The sequence below is a fragment of the Verruconatronum alginivorum genome (genome assembly GCF_056590205.1).
In genome coordinates this window covers 515,287-532,810 of the sequence record NZ_JBWPVQ010000001.1, presented here as the reverse complement: position 1 = coordinate 532,810, position 17,524 = coordinate 515,287, and the positions used below count along the sequence as shown (strand labels likewise).

The 17,524-nt window shown below is 60.6% G+C and carries 10 protein-coding genes; 7 read left to right on the top strand and 3 right to left on the bottom strand.

Features of this window, described 5'->3' with window-relative positions:
• Positions 1-29 precede the first annotated feature (29 nt).
• Positions 30-1,349, bottom strand: coding sequence for a xylose isomerase (xylA, locus tag ACWUI2_RS01780; RefSeq protein WP_486981145.1), 1,320 nt, complete (start codon positions 1,347-1,349; stop codon positions 30-32).
• 218 nt (positions 1,350-1,567) lie between these two features.
• Here xylA and ACWUI2_RS01775 point away from each other — a divergent pair, with 218 nt between their 5' ends.
• From ACWUI2_RS01775 to araD, 3 genes are read left to right on the top strand one after another with little or no spacing between them, the layout of a single operon-like run.
• Entirely contained in the window at positions 1,568-3,250 is a 1,683-nt protein-coding gene (locus tag ACWUI2_RS01775; RefSeq protein ID WP_486981144.1) for a ribulokinase, read from the top strand.
• A complete protein-coding gene (gene araA / locus ACWUI2_RS01770; RefSeq protein WP_486981143.1) occupies positions 3,250-4,767 on the top strand; it encodes an L-arabinose isomerase in 1,518 nt (505 codons plus the stop codon). The genes ACWUI2_RS01775 and araA overlap by 1 nt, the downstream gene beginning before the upstream one ends.
• Positions 4,768-4,783: 16 nt before the next feature.
• Positions 4,784-5,479 carry an L-ribulose-5-phosphate 4-epimerase AraD gene (gene araD, locus ACWUI2_RS01765; RefSeq protein ID WP_486981142.1) on the top strand — a complete coding sequence of 232 codons (696 nt, stop codon included), beginning with the start codon at positions 4,784-4,786 and terminating at the stop codon, positions 5,477-5,479.
• Between the two features lie 226 nt (positions 5,480-5,705).
• Here araD and ACWUI2_RS01760 read toward each other — a convergent pair whose 3' ends face one another.
• Together ACWUI2_RS01760 and ACWUI2_RS01755 are read right to left on the bottom strand one after the other, a co-directional pair.
• Entirely contained in the window at positions 5,706-6,818 is a 1,113-nt protein-coding gene (locus ACWUI2_RS01760) for an MFS transporter (RefSeq protein WP_486981141.1), read from the bottom strand.
• Positions 6,819-6,983: 165 nt separating this feature from the next.
• Complete coding sequence (locus ACWUI2_RS01755; RefSeq protein ID WP_486981140.1) at positions 6,984-9,506, bottom strand: WD40 domain-containing protein; 2,523 nt, start codon at positions 9,504-9,506, stop codon at positions 6,984-6,986.
• A 247-nt stretch (positions 9,507-9,753) separates the two neighbouring features.
• On the opposite strand from ACWUI2_RS01755, the gene ACWUI2_RS01750 reads away from it, so the two are divergent.
• The 4 genes from ACWUI2_RS01750 (at position 9,754) to ACWUI2_RS01735 (ending at position 17,393) form a co-directional block, all read left to right on the top strand.
• Positions 9,754-10,983: a right-handed parallel beta-helix repeat-containing protein gene (locus tag ACWUI2_RS01750; protein WP_486981139.1), complete on the top strand. Its 1,230-nt coding sequence runs from the start codon at positions 9,754-9,756 to the stop codon at positions 10,981-10,983.
• Between the two features lie 198 nt (positions 10,984-11,181).
• A complete protein-coding gene (locus ACWUI2_RS01745; protein ID WP_486981138.1) occupies positions 11,182-14,451 on the top strand; it encodes an Ig-like domain-containing protein in 3,270 nt (1,089 codons plus the stop codon).
• Between the two features lie 18 nt (positions 14,452-14,469).
• Entirely contained in the window at positions 14,470-15,966 is a 1,497-nt protein-coding gene (locus ACWUI2_RS01740) for a hypothetical protein (RefSeq protein WP_486981137.1), read from the top strand.
• 188 nt (positions 15,967-16,154) lie between these two features.
• Positions 16,155-17,393 (top strand): glycosyltransferase family 4 protein, encoded by a 1,239-nt coding sequence (locus ACWUI2_RS01735; protein ID WP_486981136.1) that lies wholly within the window; start codon positions 16,155-16,157, stop codon positions 17,391-17,393.
• Positions 17,394-17,524: the final 131 nt, after the last annotated feature.

Below are 17,524 nucleotides of genomic sequence, written 5' to 3'. Positions count from 1 at the left end.
AATGAGACCGGCACCGCCCGCGCGGTTCCTTAGATGAACTCGTTGATCAGGTTTTCCAGCATTTCCTGGCGGCCGCTTTTGTTCGGAGTGATGTCGCCTTTTTCGAGCATGTAGCGTTCGAGGTCGGCGAGGCCGACGGCGCCTTGCTCGATCTTTTGGCCGATGCCGGTGTCCCAGGAGGCGTAGCGTTCCTTGACGAAAGCCTCCAATCGGCCATCGGCCCGAATCGCGGCGGCGATCTTCAACCCGCGGGCGAACGCGTCCATGCTGCCGATGTGGGCGTGGAACAGGTCGATCGGTTCGAAACTTTCCCGCCGGACCTTGGCGTCGAAATTCAGCCCCCCGGTGGTGAATCCTCCGCCCTTCAGAACCGCCAGCATGATCTGGGTGGTCAGGTAAAGGTCGGTGGCGAACTGGTCGGTGTCCCAGCCGAGGAGGAGGTCGCCGGTGTTGGCGTCGATGGTGCCGAGCGCCCCGGCTCCGATCGCGGTCTCCAGCTCGTGCTGCATGGTGTGACCGGCGAGGGTGGCGTGATTGGTTTCGATGTTGAGCTTGAAATGCTCGAGCAGGCCGTATTCGCGAAGGAAATTGAGACAGGCGGCCGCGTCGGAATCGTATTGGTGGGTGGTCGGTTCCTTCGGTTTCGGTTCGATGTAGAACGGTCCCTTGAATCCGATCGCTTTTTTGTAGTCGACCGCCATGTGCAACAGTCGGGCGAGGTGGTCGAGCTCGCGCTTCATCTGGGTGTTGAGCAGGGTGGCGTAGCCCTCGCGTCCGCCCCAGAAGAGGTAGGCTTCCCCGCCGAGCCGGTGGGTGACATCCATCGCTTGTTTGACCTGGGCGGCGGCGTAGGCGAAGACGTCGGCGTTGCAACTGGTCGCGGCCCCGTGGACATAGCGGGGGTGGGCGAAGAGGCAGGCGGTTCCCCAGAGGAGGCGGATCCCGGTCCGGTCCTGTTCCTCCTTCAACACCTCGGCGACGGCGTCGAAATTGGCGTTGGACTCGCGCAGGTTGGCCCCTTCGGGGGCGACGTCGCGGTCATGGAAACAATAATACGGGGCGCCGAGTTTCTCGATGAATTCGAAGGCGACCCGGGCGCGGTTGCGGGCGTTGTCGAGGGAATCGGAGCCGTCGTCCCAGGGACGGACCGCCGTGCCGGCGCCGAACGGATCGGATAGGCTCCCTCGGAAGGTGTGCCAATAGACCACCGAAAAGCGGAGGTGATCCTTCATTGACTTCCCCTCGACGATTTCGTCGGGATTGTAATATTTAAACGCCAGAGGATTCCGCGATTTCGGGCCCTCATAGGCGATTTTTTTAACTTCAGGAAAGGCTTCGGACTTAGGCATGTGAGTGAATGGTTCGGTGTCGCTCGAAAGGGCGGCGAATTGTCAGGTTAATCATCTCAAGAGGATGATTCAACCCCATGATCCGGACGAAAAATCGCCGGAAAAGCAAACTTTTTCTAACGTTAGGAAAGCTCGAGGATTGACCTTTGTTGTCAACTCCCATCCTAACGTTAGAATGTTGATTGCAATTCGTCCGGGATCTTCCACAATCCGGCAGCATGGCTTCTTATGTCTTGGGGATTGATTATGGGACGAACTCCGTGCGGGCTTTGATCGTCGATTGCGCGGATGGGACAGAGATCGGGACCGGGGTGGTCGGTTATCCGAGCGGGGATCAGGGGATTCTCCTGGATCGCCGGGATTCCAACCTGGCCCGGCAGAATCCGGCCGATTATCTTTTCGGTCTGGAAAAAAGTGTCCGGGTGGCGTTGGAGGAAGCGGGGAAGTCGCGGCCTTCCTTCAGACCCGATGAGATCATCGGCGTCGGGGTCGACACCACCGGATCGAGTCCGATCCCGGTCGACCGGGAGAACCGGCCGTTGGCCTTTCAGGATAAGTTCAAAGACAACCTGGCCGCCCAATGCTGGCTTTGGAAAGATCATACGAGTCACGCCGAAGCGGCCAAGATCACCGAACTGGCCCGGGAGATTCGTCCCCAATATGTCGAACGGTGCGGGAATACCTATTCTTCCGAATGGTTTTGGAGCAAGGTCTGGCATTGCCTGCGGACGGCGCCCGAAGTTTTCGACGCGGCGGAATCATGGGTCGAGTTCTCGGATTGGGTTCCCGCCGTCCTCGCCGGGGTGCGCGATCCGAAGGGGGTGAAGCGGGGCGTCTGCGCGGCGGGACACAAGGCCCTTTACGCCGACGATTGGGGTGGGCTTCCGGACAAGGCATTTTTGACGAAGCTCGATCCGAAACTGGCGGAGTTGCGGGACCGCTTGTATGAGAAAGCACATGACGCGGCGGAATCCGCCGGTGAGTTGTGCGAGGAATGGGCGGGGAAGCTTGGGCTGCCGGCGGGGATCCCGGTGACGATCGGGGAGTTCGACGTCCATTACGGATCGATCGGTTGCGGGATCGAGGAGGGGGTGTTGGTCAAGGTTATCGGCACCTCCACCTGCGACACGGCGGTCTTGCCGGCGAGCGGCGACATTCCGGTGGTGCCGGGGATTTGCGGTATCGTCAAGGGAGCGATCCTTCCCGGTTTTTACGGAGTCGAGGCGGGGCAGTCGGCGGTCGGCGACATTTTCAAATGGTGGGTCGAGAGGGTCTGCCGCGGCGACGACCAGTTGCATGTGGAACTGACCGAGGAGGCCAAGCGGCTTCGTCCGGGGGAGTCGGGATTGTTGGCGCTCGATTGGAACAACGGCAACCGGACGGTCCTGGTCGACCAGCGCCTGACCGGTCTGCTGCTCGGGCAAACGCTTCACACCAGCCAGGCGGAGATTTACCGGGCGTTGATCGAAGCGACGGCGTTTGGCGCCCGGATGATCATCGAACGGATCGCGGAGCACGGCATCCGGATCGATCGGGTGGTCTGCGCCGGGGGGATCGCCGAGAAGAATCCGTTGTTGATGCAGATCTACGCCGACGTCACTGGGCGGACCATGCAAGTGGCCCGTTCCTCCCAGGCTTGCGCCCTCGGATCGGCGATCGCCGCCGCGGTGTTGGCGGGGCCGGAGAAAGGGGGGCATGCCGATTTCCAATCAGCCCAACAGGCGATGGCCGGAATCAAACCAGGCGTTTCGTATGCGCCGGTCTCGGAGAACCAGGCGGTGTATGACGAGCTCTTCGCGCTTTACCGCTCGGTGCATGACGCCTTTGGCGGGGTGACCAAGTCGGCCGATCTCGGGGCGGTGATGAAGAAGCTTTTGGAAATCAAAGAAAGACGGAATTGATGAAAGAATTGAAACAAGATCTCGAAATCTGGTTCCTCACCGGGAGTCAGCATCTCTACGGCGACGAGGCGATCCGCCAAGTCGGCGAGAACGCGCGGAAAATGGTCGAAGGATTGAATGCTTCCTCCGCCGTGCCGGTGAAGATCGTTTACCAGCCGGTGTTGACCGGACCCGAGTCGATTCGGGGCATCGTCGCGGAGGCGAACGCATCGGCGAACTGCGCCGGATTGATCGCCTGGATGCACACGTTTTCGCCGGCGAAGATGTGGATCGGCGGGTTGAAGGCGCTTCGCAAGCCGCTGGCCCATCTCCACACCCAGTTCAACCGCGATCTTCCATGGGCGGATATCGACATGGATTTCATGAATCTGAACCAGGCGGCCCATGGGGACCGGGAGTTCGGTTTCATCAACAGCCGGATGCGGATCGACCGGAAAGTGGTGGTTGGTCACTGGGAGGCGGAAGCGACTCAAAAGCAATTGGGAATCTGGATACGCGCCGCCCGGGCCTGGCATGATTGGCAGGGGGCGAAGTTCGCCCGGTTCGGCGACAACATGCGCTATGTCTCCGTCACCGAAGGCGACAAGGTTTCCGCCGAAATCGCGTTTGGGTATTCGGTAAACGGGTACGGAGTCGGCGACCTGGTGGCGAAGGTGAATGCCGTTTTCGACGCGGAAGTCGACCGGTTGGTCGAGGAATACGCCGGGCTTTACCGGATGGAGTCGTCGCTGCAAAAGGGAGGCGAGCGCCATGCCTCGGTGCGCGAGGCGGCCCGGATCGAGCTCGGTCTGCGCGCTTTTCTGGAGGAAGGCGGATTCAAGGGATTCACCACCACGTTCGAGGATCTCCACGGGTTGAAGCAACTCCCGGGACTCGCGGTGCAGCGGCTGATGGCCGACGGTTACGGGTTCGGCGCGGAGGGAGATTGGAAGCACGCGGCTCTGTTGCGGGCGATGAAAGTGATGGCCGACGGCCTTGCGGGCGGCACCTCCTTCATGGAGGATTACACTTATCATCTCGACCCGGCGGGGGAGAAAGTCCTCGGAGCCCATATGCTGGAAATTTGTCCGAGCATCGCGGAAGGAAAACCGTCGCTGGAGGTGCATTCGCTCGGCATCGGCGGGAAGGCCGATCCGGCCCGGTTGGTGTTCGATTCCGCGATCGGACCGGCGGTGAACGCCTCGCTGGTCGATCTCGGCAACCGGTTCCGCCTGGTGGTGAACGACGTGGAGGTGGTGAAGCCCGATCATCCGATGCCGAAGCTGCCGGTGGCCCGGGCGTTGTGGTCGCCGAAACCCGATTTCGCCACCTCTGCCGGGGGGTGGATTCTGGCCGGCGGGGCTCATCACACCGGGTTCAGCCTGGCGATCGACGCGCGTTATTTGGAAGACTTCGCGGAAATGGCTGGTTTGGAGTATTTCCACATCGGCGCCGGAAGCAGCATCGGTTCGATCAAACGGGAGTTGCGGTGGAATGAATTGTATTACCACCTGGCCCCCGGATTGGGGTCGGTCTGATCGGTGGGGGTCTGCTATGACGAAGTATCAGGAAATTCGTGACGAATGTTGGGAGGCGAACCGGCGGTTGCCGACGACCGGGTTGGTCGATTTGACCTTTGGGAACGTCAGCGTCTACGATCCGGAGGCGGGGGTGTTTGCGATCAAGCCGAGCGGCGTGGCTTACGATGAGTTGAAGCCGGACGATCTGGTGGTGCTTGATTTGGACGGCAAAGTGGTCGAAGGGACGTTGCGGCCGTCGTCGGACACGCCGACGCACCGATGTTTATTCCGGGCCTTTTCCGGGATTCGTTCGGTGGTCCACACCCATTCGCGTTTCGCGGTCTCGTTTGCCCAGGCCGGACGGGAAATCCCGTGCCTGGGGACGACCCATGCCGACTATTTTCACGGGGCGGTTCCGGTGACCCGGGCAATGACCCGGGAGGAGATCGAAGGAGAATACGAGTGGGAAACCGGCAACGTCATCGTGGAGCGGTTTCGGGATCTCGATCCGATGAAGGTCCCCGCGGTGTTGGTCCGCAATCACGGGCCGTTTGTCTGGGGTCCATCTGGTGTGAAGGCGGTCGAGACGGCCCAGGCGCTCGAGATCGTGGCGCAAATGGCGTTGCAGGCGATGCAAATCAACTCGGCGGCTGGCCCGGTTTCGGGACCGTTGTTGGATAAGCATTTCTTCCGCAAGCACGGTCCCGGGGCGTATTACGGGCAGAAGTGATTTTCGTCGAAGAATCATCCGGCGAAAGCCGGGATGCTACCGGGAAGCTGGGTAGCATCGGCTTTTCAGCCGATGATGGGCGTGGAGGGCCGGGTAGGCCGTGGCGGGGAGATCATCCGGCGAAAGCCGGGATGCTACTGGGAAGCTGGGTAGCATCGGCTTTTCAGCCGATGATGGGCGTTGGGGCCGGGTAGGCCGGGCGGGGAGATCATCCGGCGAAAGCGGGTTACTTGTTGTTTCTTTCGATCCGGAGCAGGATCGCCAGCGCGGCGAAGGATGCCGGGACCACCAGCAGGCCCGCGGCGAGGCCGACCCGGTCGCCGATGAAGCCGATGATCCACGATGCGTAAGCGAAGCCGGGAATTCCGGCGCAGGAGAGAAGGATGAACAGGGACGTTTTGTCGACCGGGAGACGGTCTCCCGCGTAAGACTGGATGCTCGGCCAGAAGCAGGCGACCGAGAGTCCGGCCAGGAAGAGGGTGGAGAAAAGAATGGGTAGATTGGGAGCGAACGGAATCAGCGCGGTGATCGCCGTTCCCGCGACGGCGCAGACCAAAATCAGCCGGGGCAAACTGTGTTGGCGGACCCAAACTCCGCTGCCGAACCGTCCAGCCACCATTCCCGCCGCGAACAAAGCCGCTCCGACACCCCCGGCGCGGGGGAGGGTGTCGTGGTGGAGTTGAATGAAGCTGGCGCTCCAGAAAGTGAGTGCGCCTTCTGCCGCTCCCGCTACGAACATCATTGCCATGAAGAGCCAGAACTTGGGCATGCGGATCAAGGTCAACTTGTGAGCGAAAACCTCGGCGGCGGCGAAGCGTCCTGTTGCGGGAGCGCTGTTTTGCAGGGCGAGGAAGAAAATGCCTGACAAGGTCGAAACCCCTCCGAGAAATCCGATGATCCATCGCCAGGAGATGTCCCGGCTTAGCAGTTCTCCGGAGATGAGCATCGTCAGCAAGACACCGACCGACCAGAAACCGTTGACGATGTTTAGGAAACGGCCGGAGTCGTCGGGATGGAGATCGGAGACCAACGGATTAAGCAGCCCTTCGAGAATTCCGCCGCCCAATCCCAGCAAGGCCACGCCCAGCAGAATGGTTCCGTAGACTGGCGCCACGCTATAGACCAACATTCCAACTCCGAGCACGAGGCAACTGACCCCGAGCGAGACCGGTTTTCCCCAACGAGCCGCCGCGAATCCACTTCCGACTAAGGCGACGAGGAGCAAGGTCCCTCGGACCACTTCGATCCCGCCGCCGGCTACCAAGGAGAGCGAGAGTTCCCGTGCGATGATGATCAAACAAATCGGGGTGACTGTCGCGCTGGTCGCATAGGTGAGCATCCCGAGCGACGACGCGAAGTCGAGCGGGTGGAAACCTAATCTACGACCCTTATTTTGTCTGCCAACGCTCATCCATTAGAAGAACTCCGACAGGAGCGGTTCAGTCAACCCCTCGTTGGTCTCGAACTATTTCTCTCCGCGAGAATGAACGACTGTGTTTCGGGTTTAGTCGCCAGTGGCGGACATGACCCCTAGCTGGGAGTAGCGTTTCCGGCCGATTTCCATGGGACCTTCGATCGCGCCGAAGAGCATGTGCCAGGAGCCGTTGTGGGAGACGAAGGTGCCATCGAAGTGAACCGGGAGATAGGCGAGGACTTCCCAGTCGGGCCAGGATCGTCCGGGATTTCGCCAAAGGCTTTCCGCGCTCAGGGTGGTGGTGACGAGCCCTTTGAAGATCTGCCCGTTCACCGGAATCGCCCGTTCGGAATCGTCTTCGTAATGATAGGGCCGTGACGCCGCGATCCAGGTGATATGACCGTCGTGATAGACACTGGCACTCGGATTGTTTCCGATGAATTTCCCGGTCCGGAACGGTCCTTCCCAATTGAAAAGGTCGGTCGATTTGTAGATCGGATTTTCACCGGTCGAGCGGGAGGTCATGATCCACCGGTCGCTTTCGCCGAGCCGCACTACGGAGACTTCTCCGGCGGATCCCCAGGCGAAACTTGAGGGAAACAAGGCCTGACTTTGCCAGGTGGCGCCGTTGTCGACGGTGTAGGCCGCGTGAATCGAGCCGCCTCCATGGCAGAACAGGATGTAGCCGTCGGAATCGTGGCCCCCGACCGAGGCGGGAAACTCGGAAAAGGTGAAGCTGGGAGACATGATGGGAAGATGGTCGAGCACTTGGGAAATCCAAGTGAGGCCACCATCATCTGAATACATAAAAAACGCGTGGTGAACGCGGCCGTTGTCGTCGGCGTCGCGTCTCGATCCAAAGAGTCCGATCCGGCCGTTGCCCATGAGGCGGGCCCGGATATCGGTGCCGGTCATGCCGTCGGCTTCCACGTAAATAGTGCGGACGTTTTCCAGGGTTCGGCCGCCATCACAGGATTCGGCCATCTTTACGACGGAGGCGGGGTCGATCGCGTTGTGGATGTCACCCTCTCTCCAAAAGAAAAGCCAGCGGTCTTCGAGGATGACGAGGCCACTGCCCCGGCTGCGGTGCATGTCGCGTTCGGTGACCAGCGTCAGTTGCGGCCTTGGATGGAACGGGTGGGCGGGGGGGAGGTCGGCGGCGGGGCCGAGTTGGCGGAGAAGCGGAGGCATCTTGAGTATTCCGATCAGGCCAAAGGTTTGTTGCTCGCGGGCACCCGCTGCCAGAAATCCGCCGCATGGAGACCAGGCGAGCGATTCCAGCTGGCTGGGGACTTGGATGGCCTGGGCCTGGTAAATGTGATTTCCCCCGGCGTGGAGAGTCCAGACCCGGATCCGGTCATCGGCTCCGGCGGTCGCGAGAAAGCGGCTGTCGGGAGACCAGGCGAGCGCCACCATCCCATGCCCGGGTCCATGGGCCGGCTTGATCCGGCGGGGTTCCGACAGGTTGGAAGTGGGCCGGACGGTGATCTCACCGTTGCCATCGACGGCGGCGAGAAATTCGCCGTTGGGAGACCATGCCAGGTCGCGAATCAGCGAAGGCGCCGGGAGGTTGTCGATCAAGGTCAACCGCCGCCAATCGCGAATCTGGATCGAGTAGTCACCGCCCGGCGACCGGTGGGCGAGGGCAAAAAAGTCGTTATCCGGGGACCAGGCCACCGGATTATACACCCCATGTTTTTGGCCGCCATCGAGGGTGGAGAAGATGGAGCCATCCTCCATTCGCCAGATGATTACCGAGCCGCTCCGATCGGTGGATACGGCCAGGCGATCGTCCGGAGAGAGGGCGATGTTGGTAACATTGTCGTGATGCCCGATCATCCGGCGGACCAAGTCCCCGGCCTCGTCGTAGACGGTCAGGTTGTGGACGCCCGCGCCGCTGGCGGCGACGACCACGCCTTGTTTGGAGGTGGCCAGGTCGAGCACCTGTCCGCTGTGGTTCGATGCCTGCCAGAGGAAGGCGCCTGTGACGGCATCCCATTTCTTCAGGAGGTTGCTGGTGCGTTCGCCGGTGTAAAGCGAGCGGCCGTTGGGGCTCCAGCCAACGCTGCGGATATAGGAGGCCCCATCGGACTCGAACAGGATCTGATCTTCTCGGTCGATCAATTCGACGGCGAGACGCATAAACCGGGTTTGCAATTGATTCATGGGTTGAAGGTCCCGCACGGTGAGGGCCGAGACATGATCGGTGATGATAGCGATTTGTTCGTCGTTCCGGCGCCAATCAACGAGATTGTCGGATACCTCGATGTGGAAATCGACATCCCACGCCTGGGGATTCCGGTCGATCGTCAGGCCGAAGAAGGTTTGTCCGGTATCCTCGTCGGTTTGCGGCAACGCCGATTGTCCCGCGGGACCGAGGGCGTAACGAAGAAGGTTGGGGATTCCGCTTCCGATGCCGTCCTGATGCGGAGCGGCCCGCTCCGGGGGGAGCTGGTTGGCGATGGTCCACTCCTCGTAGCCGGCGCCGGAGGGTTGCGGGAGGAGGGCGAGCAGGAGGGCGCCGAGCAACGTGGCAGCCGGCGGCCGGATGTCCGCCGGGTATTCGGCCCGGGAATCGGAACGATTCGCGCCATTCTTCCTGGGAATCATCATTTTTGTATTCGCGGTGGTTCTGGCCGGATCCTCAACGGCGTGATCGCTACGAATTCAAAACTTTGATACATTGCGTCCGGCGGTTAATTGATGAGAAGCTTGAGTCAAGGCAGGGGTAAAAGCAAGGCCATGGCACAATAGTGCTATTAGTAGCACCTTTTTCCTATCGACGCTCAGGGGGGCGGAGGCTACCCTCAGGACGCTTCACCAGGAAAATCCTAATCTGAAACCAAGCTATATTGAAAGCATGAGAAACGACCACTTCCCGCGACGCGAATTTATGAAAGGCGGCCTCTTGGCCGCGGCCGGGCTGGCCGCCGGAGTGGGCGGCGCTTCGCAGCTCCGGGCCAGCACGGCGAATGGTGAACGGGCGGTCAAACTCTTGACGCAGACCCGAACGGTCCGGATTCCCGATGATTATGATACGCTGCAGGATGCGGTCAACGAGGAGAGCAAGTGGGCGGTGAGCCAGGGGGTGAAAATCATTCTTCTGATCCAGAGCGGACACAAGCTGGTGCGGAACCTTGCGATCATGGGAGGCGACTATTCCCATTTCTGGATTCGTTCGGAAGACCCGGTGGTTTACCTCGATTCGGGAATCGTGTTCGAGACCACGCCGACCGGCCGGGTGACCGCATTATTCGATCTCCATTTTTGCCGGGCTCCGGTCTTGGATTGCCTGGTCGACATGGAAGGAAAGGGGCGGCGCGGCTACCGATTGTTTACCTCCCATGGGCTGGTTCGAAATGGCGCGGGGATCCGGCGGGCCGAGGAGGACGGCATCGATGCCGGGCATGGATCGACGATCTGGATCAACGGGGGAGAAGCCACCGGGTGCGGGCGCCATAATTTGCATATCAGCCACGGCTCCATGTGTTCGGCCCGGACCGGAGGAACTTCGAATTTCTCCGGGGCTACCGGCGATTTCGATCACAACTCGGCCGGAACCAACGTCGGCTTTTATCATGGGGCGAAGGGAACTATCGCCGGTAGCATCTGTCGGAATGCGGCTCAGGATGGCATCAACGCGATCCACGCTTCGACGATCGACGCGACCGCGGTCGACGCCTCGAATTGTGGGCGCGACGGGGTGCGGGTTGGCGACGGCGGCACGGTCCATGTCCGGACAACCAATTTGACGAACTGCGGCCGTCATGGGTTGAGCGCCCGGCACTGTTCGTCGATTGAGGCCCGGGATTGCGACGTGAGCGGCGCGGGCGAGGTGGGGGTTTTCGCGGAAGACGCCTCCCGGATCGACGCGCTGGGAGTGATTGCGCGAGGGTGCGGGGTGCATGGGATTCGCGCGGGTTCCGCTGCGACGATAAATGCCCGGAACGTGGATGCGACGGGAACGCGGGGCGGCGGGGTGGATATCCGGGTCGCCCAGGGGGGAATCATCAACGCCACCGGCGCCACCGGAACCCTGTCGCAAGCGGCCAACCAACTGGCCGGCGCGGGGATTATTTTTCAGGAGTAATTTAAATGTGGGTACGAATCGACCTCGGTGGGTTCGCGCACAAAATTGCTACAACTAGCATCTTTGTCCTATTGCGGGGATTCGAGTGAAAATCGTATCCTATAAATGGCGACACGGTCGGAAGCGGTGGGTGCGCGGACGATTCTTCGCGTTGGCGTTTCTCGATCCCTTTGTCCCGTTTTGCCAGCCTGAAAACCTATGAAACACCCTATTCTCCACCATCGATCGATCTTTCAGGCGGCATGGCTGCTTGTATTTGCGACGTCTGCCGTTGCGCCAGCACTGATTCAGGGGAACATCAAAGAGTGGATTCAGTCCGAGGGAGGGAGTTTCCATGAAGGCGAGTATTGGAGTCCGCCAGGGGAACCGGGTCCTGCCGACGAAATCCGTTTTGATTTGGGTGAAGCGGAGCCTTATCTTGTGACATTGCACGCCGATGGTTTGGCGGGGCTGATGAATATCTTCACGGATCGGGTCGAATTCGATTTGGGTGGACGGAAGCTGGAGGCGGGCGATTTGTATGTGGCGAACGGCACAGGGGGAACCGGTTTTTTGAAGTTGAGAGATGGAGAGGTTTCGGTTGGCCAGAATCTTCAGGTAGGACAAGGGAGCGGCAGCGACGCGACGTTCATTTTTGAAAACGGGACTCTGAATGTCGGCAGCATGTTTCGGGGGCCGATGAACAATACCAGTTATGCCCGCATCGAGTTGCGGAACAGTATTGTCGATGTCGGGCGCATGGAGATTCTCCGCGACGCGGACGTCGAGATCCGCGGAACCACCTTGACGAGTCACGATCAGGATATCCGGTTGGCCAATTCCGGGAATCCCGCTCTGCAGCATGTTGTGCGGATGTTGGTCACCGACGGATCCCATGTGACCACCCATCGGAATTTCGCCTCATCGAACAATGCGAACAATTTGACTGAACTGACCATCTCCGGGCCGGGCACGGTCTTCGAGATCACCGGAAACGCCGGGGGAGGCGATTGGAACGGTGCCTGGGAGGGAGACGCCGTTACGGTGATCAAGGATGGAGCGCTGGTGAAAGTCGGGCGTGATTTTCGGCCGGGCGGCGCCGGATCGGAAACCATCACGGTGACCGGAGCAAGCGTGGAGGTCGGCGGACGTGTATTGTTCGGGCACAGGTTCGAACTCACAGGCGGAAGCGGGTCCCTGATACTCGATAGTGCCACGATGACCAGTGGTTTGTTTCTCTCGGCGGGCGATGCGGAATTTTCGTCCGGAAGCGTTCTTCTCCGGGGCGGATCGGTCTGGACTTCGACGATCGACGGCGACGGTGTGGATACGCGAATCGGGAACAGTGTCGGAGCGACTGGTGAAGTCAGGATTGAAGAAGGAAGCCGTTTTTCGGTACTGGCCGGCAACTCCGGGAGCGGGGTCGATATTGGATTGAGAATCGGTTCGGCGCCGGGGTCGGAAGGGACCGTGACGGTGACGGGGGAGAACTCGCTGCTGGATGGCGAGGTGATGGATATTTTTGTGGGAGGCGGGCGGACCGCGGCGGGTGGCAGCGGGATTTTGGAGGTGACGGACGGTGGCCGGGTCGAAGCCGGAGGCGATCTTCACATCTGGTATCCCGGCAGCCTTCGTCTCGATGGCGGCACTGTTTTGGCGGGATCGCTCGGATTCGCGGAGCCGAGGCAGTATGAAGAAGAAACGCTCACCCACCAGGTGCCGGTCGATGCTCCGGAGACGATGCCGGTGACGGACGGGTTGGCCGTTTGGCTTGCCGCGGATCTCCTGGGCCTCGACCACGGCGACCCGGTGGCGTTATGGGAGGACGCCAGCGGAAACGGCCATCACCTGGCGCAACCGCTGGCCGCCGCCCGTCCGACCTATGTCGCGGATGTGATCGGCGGGAAGCCGGTGGTCCGGTTCGATGGAAGCAACGATCACCTTTATATGTCCCAGGCCTTTGATTCGGCTGTTGGCCAGCCCAATCAGATCTTTGTGGTCTTTCAATCGCCGGCTCCAACCAACGGAGGCCGGGTATTCGACAAAGCGCCGGCGGGGTCGGACCGGCAGACGCTTCGCCTGACGAGCGGGGGTGGTCAGATGCACGCGGGGAGCGGCATCGGCGGCGGTTTCAACAATAACGGATGGAATATCCACGACCTCCTCTTCGACGGAGTCAGCAGTCACTGGTACGCCCGGACGCTTTCGACGGTTGCGATGGGCGAGGGAAACACCGGAACCCGCACTATGGAAAGCCTGCAACTCGGGGCGGATTTCCGTCAGGACCGGGACTTCTTTCAAGGGGACATCGCCGAGGTCCTTGTTTTCGATCGGGCGTTGAACGACGAAGAACGGATCGCCGTGGAAGATTACCTTGCCGGAAAATACGGTCTGCCGGTCTGGCGAAATGTCACCCAACTTCTCGATGAAACTCCGGAAATCAAAATCGTTCTCGGCGATTCCAGTGAGGAAGCGGCGATCCAAATCGCGGGGAATGTTTTCCTCGACAACGCGCCGCGCCTGGCAGTCGAATTCGCCGATGGTTTCAGTCCCTCCGAAAGAGAGCAGTTCCGAATCCTCAGCTACGGCGGTTCGATCAGCGGCCATTTCGCGGACTTGCCGGAATGGGGCAGGGTGAAACTGGGCGAAACGTATTTGAGAATCTCTTACGCGGACGGGTGGGTGACTCTCACGGAAGCTCCGCCTGCGCCGGATGTCCCGGTGGTGGAATCGATGCCGGCCCTGGAGCAGTCGCTCCCATTGACCGCGGGGCTGGTGCTGGAGGTCGAACTCGATGGTCCGGTTGGGATGGAGCTGCAGTGGTTTAAGGATGGCGTCGCGATCGAGGGGGCCACCGGCAATCGGCTGAGCCTGTCCGGAGCCGGGGTGCATATGGAAGGGGTCTATCATCTCAGGGTTACCTGGGGCGAAGATACGATGGATCTGGATCCGATACTGGTGGAAGTGACCCCCTTTGCCGGCCCTGACACGGTGGAACGGATGGCGGGAAAGCCGGTTAAGATTCCGGTGGAAAGCTTGCTGGCGAATGATCTGGCCTCCGATGGAGGAGAACTCTCGCTGGAGACCGTTTCCGGTGTCAGCGCCAACGGCGGAAGTGTCTACCTGGAGGAAGGATGGGTCTTTTATCTGCCTCCGGACGGTAACGATGCGACGGATACCTTTACTTATGTCATCCGGGATGCTCGCGACCGGACTGCCGAAGGAACGGTGACAGTGGAATTGGCGACTGGTTATGAAGGGCCGTCGCGGGCGATTCTGAGCCTGGAATACGATGCGCAGGAAGAAGCGTGGCGACTTCGGATCGTCGGATTTCCCGGACAAACCTACGAGATTCAACAGGTCGAGACTCTCGGCGAACCCTGGGTTCCACTCGGGGAGGCGACCGAGATCAGCCCGGGTCTGTATCAGTTTCTCGACTACGAAGGCGCGCAATCCAGTCAGCGATTCTATCGGGCCGTCCGTCAATAATCAGCCGACCGATCAGTCATGAAACCATCTGCCAACACACCTGTTTCCCTCTTGAAAACGACCTGCCGCGGATCGCGGCTCATTCTGGCGGCACTCCTGGCTCCGGTCGCCCTGGACGGCGCCCTGGTGGTGGAGCGTCATTTTTCGGGGCTCGATCTTCTGATACCGGATGAAGGGGAGCTCTTGAACGTCCAGGCGGTTGACATCGGTCAGGCGATCATCAATCACCTTCAGATTGACCTGACGATAAGGGGTGCCAACGGCCCGGCCTACAACGGCGATTATTTTGTATCCGTGGCCCATGAGCATGGAGGTTATGCGGCGTTGCTCAACCGGGTCGGCCGAACCGCAGCCAGTCCCTTTGGTTATGCGGACAATGGGTTTCAGGTTCGCTTCGACGATGCCGCGGTCGCCGGTGACATCCATCTTTACAGGGCGGAACTCGGAGGCGCCCCCGTGGGTCCACTCACGGGGATCTGGCAACCGGACGGCCGGGTCGCGAACCCCGACCAGGTCACCGATCTCGACGCGCGAACGGCGATGCTGGATTCATTTGCCGGGACGGCGGCCAGTGGCAACTGGTGGCTCTATGCGGCCGACCTCTCAGGCGGAGGCGTGGGACAGCTCGAAAGTTGGGGCCTGCGGATGACCGTGACACCGTCCGGGCAACTCAATCTTGTGGAAGGCGACCGGCTGTCCACCTCGACCGGAGGACCCCTCCTGTTGTCGAGCGATATGGCATTGGGTGGCACGGTGATCTCAAGCGGCGACGGCGAACTTCAATTCTCCGGGGAAATATCCGGGGCCGGAGCCCTCCGTCACGAAGGGCAGGGAACGTTGGTGTTGTCGGGCGAGAACACCTTCGCCGGCGGCGTTGAAGTCGTGAACGGACGTCTTCGGGTGGCGAATGTTTCCGGCAGCGGCACCGGGACGGGAGAAGTGGTGGTTCGCGACGGAGCCATTCTGGCGGGGAACGGACGCATTGGTGGCCGAACCACCCTGGATTCGGGCGCCCTGCTTTCTCCCGGCGCCAGTCCTGGCACCCTGACATTTTCTGACGACCTCGTTTTCAGCGAGGGTGCGGTTTACCGTTGGGAAATCAACGATCCGTACGGTGCCAAAGGAGGCGATCCCGGATGGGATTGGTTGAACATCGAAGGTGATTTTCATCTTCCGGCCGACGGAATGTGGGTCTTGCAGGTCGTTTCTTTGACCGCGGCCAACGAAGCTGGCGAGGTCAGCCTGTTTGATTCCGGACAAAGTTACAGTTGGACGATCGCTTCGGCGCAAGGGATGATTTTTGGTTTTGATCCGGGTCAGGTCCTGCTGGATCTCAGTGAATTCTCCAATGACCTCGGAGGGGGGAGCTTTGAGGTTGGGCTATCCGGCAACGACATGGTTCTGGAGTTCACCCCGATACCCGAGCCGAAAGTATACGGTCTGCTGGCAGGCTTGGCGATGCTTGCGGCTGTCCTCGGAGGCCGGTCGATTCGCCGCCTGAACCCGAGGATGTGAATGGTGAAGGATCGGCCGGACGGCTCGCTCGAATGACCGTCGGCGAATCCGCAGGCTTCGTGCGACGTCTACTAGCGGGAACCGGAACTTTTCCTTGTGCCTGCGGCGATTTAAGGTGATGGTGGCAGGGCCATGTGGAAGGGACATTGTGAGGCGGACTGTCGCGATTTGAATGGGGCGAATGGGCCATGGAAGATCGGGCCGGTCGTATCCGTCGCGGGGGACACATTTCGGTGAAGATCCTGAGTATCCAGCCGTTTTTGAAAGGTTACCGGCTTCATCCCGTGGCCGGGGGGAAGGACAAGGCGGCGACTGAGATCGGAATCGCGGCGGTGGAGGCGGGACATGAAATCTACGTGTTGCCGTTGCCGTGGAGCGGGAAGAAAGTGGTCAGCGAACTCCTGTTCAAGCGGATGCCGTTTTTGGCTGACGGAGAGAGGATTCGATTCGAATTGTTGCCGACCGCCTTCATGCCGTCCGGCCGCCGTCTGACCCGCGGAGTTTTCCGGGCGCTCTTCCGGGAAGGCGGATGGCGGCGCCCGTTCGAGGCCGTTGCCGGTGCGAACGCGTTCCTGATCGGCGAGGAATGGCAGGCGGTGGCTCACGCGGTGCGGGAGGTCGATTTCGACCTCGTTCACAACCATCAGAGTTCGTCCGACGCGCCGCGGCTGTTGCGGGAAGCCGGGTATCGAAAACCGCTGGTCCTCACCAATCACTCGGCGGTGCCGAGTCCCTTTTTGGCGGAGTATGACCAGGTTGTTTTCGTCAGTCATTTTCAGCGGGAGCAGGCGATCGCGAAGGATCCGTCGCTGGCGGGTAAGTCGAGGGTGATTCATTATTTCGCCGCCCCGGAATATTGCGGAAGGCTCGATCCGCAAGTCAGCACCGACATCGTTTTTATCGGAGTTTTGGATACGCCGAGGAAGGGGCTTGGGACGATTTTGGAAACGATGGCGGCATTTGAGGGATTGCGCCGTTTCCGCCTGCATGTGATCGGGGAAGGGGAGATGCTGGAGAGTCATCGGGCTTATGCGAAGGAGCACCGGCTGGACGTGGTCTTCCACGGGCGGGTGCCGCATGCCCGGAACGCCGAGATCATGGCTGGCGCGGGCCTTTACCTGATGCCGAGCCGGGCGGAAGGAATGGCGCTCACCTACATCGAGGCGCTCTGCATGGGGTTGCCGCTGATCGGATATCCGCCGAACATTCGGGAGTTCCAGGAAATCCTCGGTCGAGAAGTTGGTCTCGCCTATGATGCCGCCACCGGGGACAAGTCGCTTTTGCGTGATCTGATCCTCCAGGTCCTCGACCCCTCCGGCCCCTTCACTCCAGAGCATCGCCGGACAATCGCCGAAGCGGCGCGAAAACATTTCTCGGTGGCACGCTTTCGGGCGAACTACCTCGATTTCTACCGGTCGCTGAAATAAGGGAAAGAAGGAAGGGGCGGCCATTACGCCGTTGACGTCCGATTGCTCTTGGCTGATCCTGACGGATTCCCTCATTTGTCAATTCTGGCATGCTGGCCCTGACCCCCTCGTATCATTCAGGACTTCGCCCC

What these genes read in the sequence shown, in the direction of transcription:
- xylA (WP_486981145.1), bottom strand. Translation starts at nt 1,349, where the DNA reads ATGCCTAAGTCCGAAGCCTTTCCTGAAGTTAAAAAAATCGCCTATGAG.
- ACWUI2_RS01775 (WP_486981144.1), top strand. Translation starts at nt 1,568, where the DNA reads ATGGCTTCTTATGTCTTGGGGATTGATTATGGGACGAACTCCGTGCGG.
- araA (WP_486981143.1), top strand. Translation starts at nt 3,250, where the DNA reads ATGAAAGAATTGAAACAAGATCTCGAAATCTGGTTCCTCACCGGGAGT.
- araD (WP_486981142.1), top strand. Translation starts at nt 4,784, where the DNA reads ATGACGAAGTATCAGGAAATTCGTGACGAATGTTGGGAGGCGAACCGG.
- ACWUI2_RS01760 (WP_486981141.1), bottom strand. Translation starts at nt 6,818, where the DNA reads ATGCTCACCTATGCGACCAGCGCGACAGTCACCCCGATTTGTTTGATC.
- ACWUI2_RS01755 (WP_486981140.1), bottom strand. Translation starts at nt 9,506, where the DNA reads ATGATGATTCCCAGGAAGAATGGCGCGAATCGTTCCGATTCCCGGGCC.
- ACWUI2_RS01750 (WP_486981139.1), top strand. Translation starts at nt 9,754, where the DNA reads ATGAGAAACGACCACTTCCCGCGACGCGAATTTATGAAAGGCGGCCTC.
- ACWUI2_RS01745 (WP_486981138.1), top strand. Translation starts at nt 11,182, where the DNA reads ATGAAACACCCTATTCTCCACCATCGATCGATCTTTCAGGCGGCATGG.
- ACWUI2_RS01740 (WP_486981137.1), top strand. Translation starts at nt 14,470, where the DNA reads ATGAAACCATCTGCCAACACACCTGTTTCCCTCTTGAAAACGACCTGC.
- ACWUI2_RS01735 (WP_486981136.1), top strand. Translation starts at nt 16,155, where the DNA reads ATGGAAGATCGGGCCGGTCGTATCCGTCGCGGGGGACACATTTCGGTG.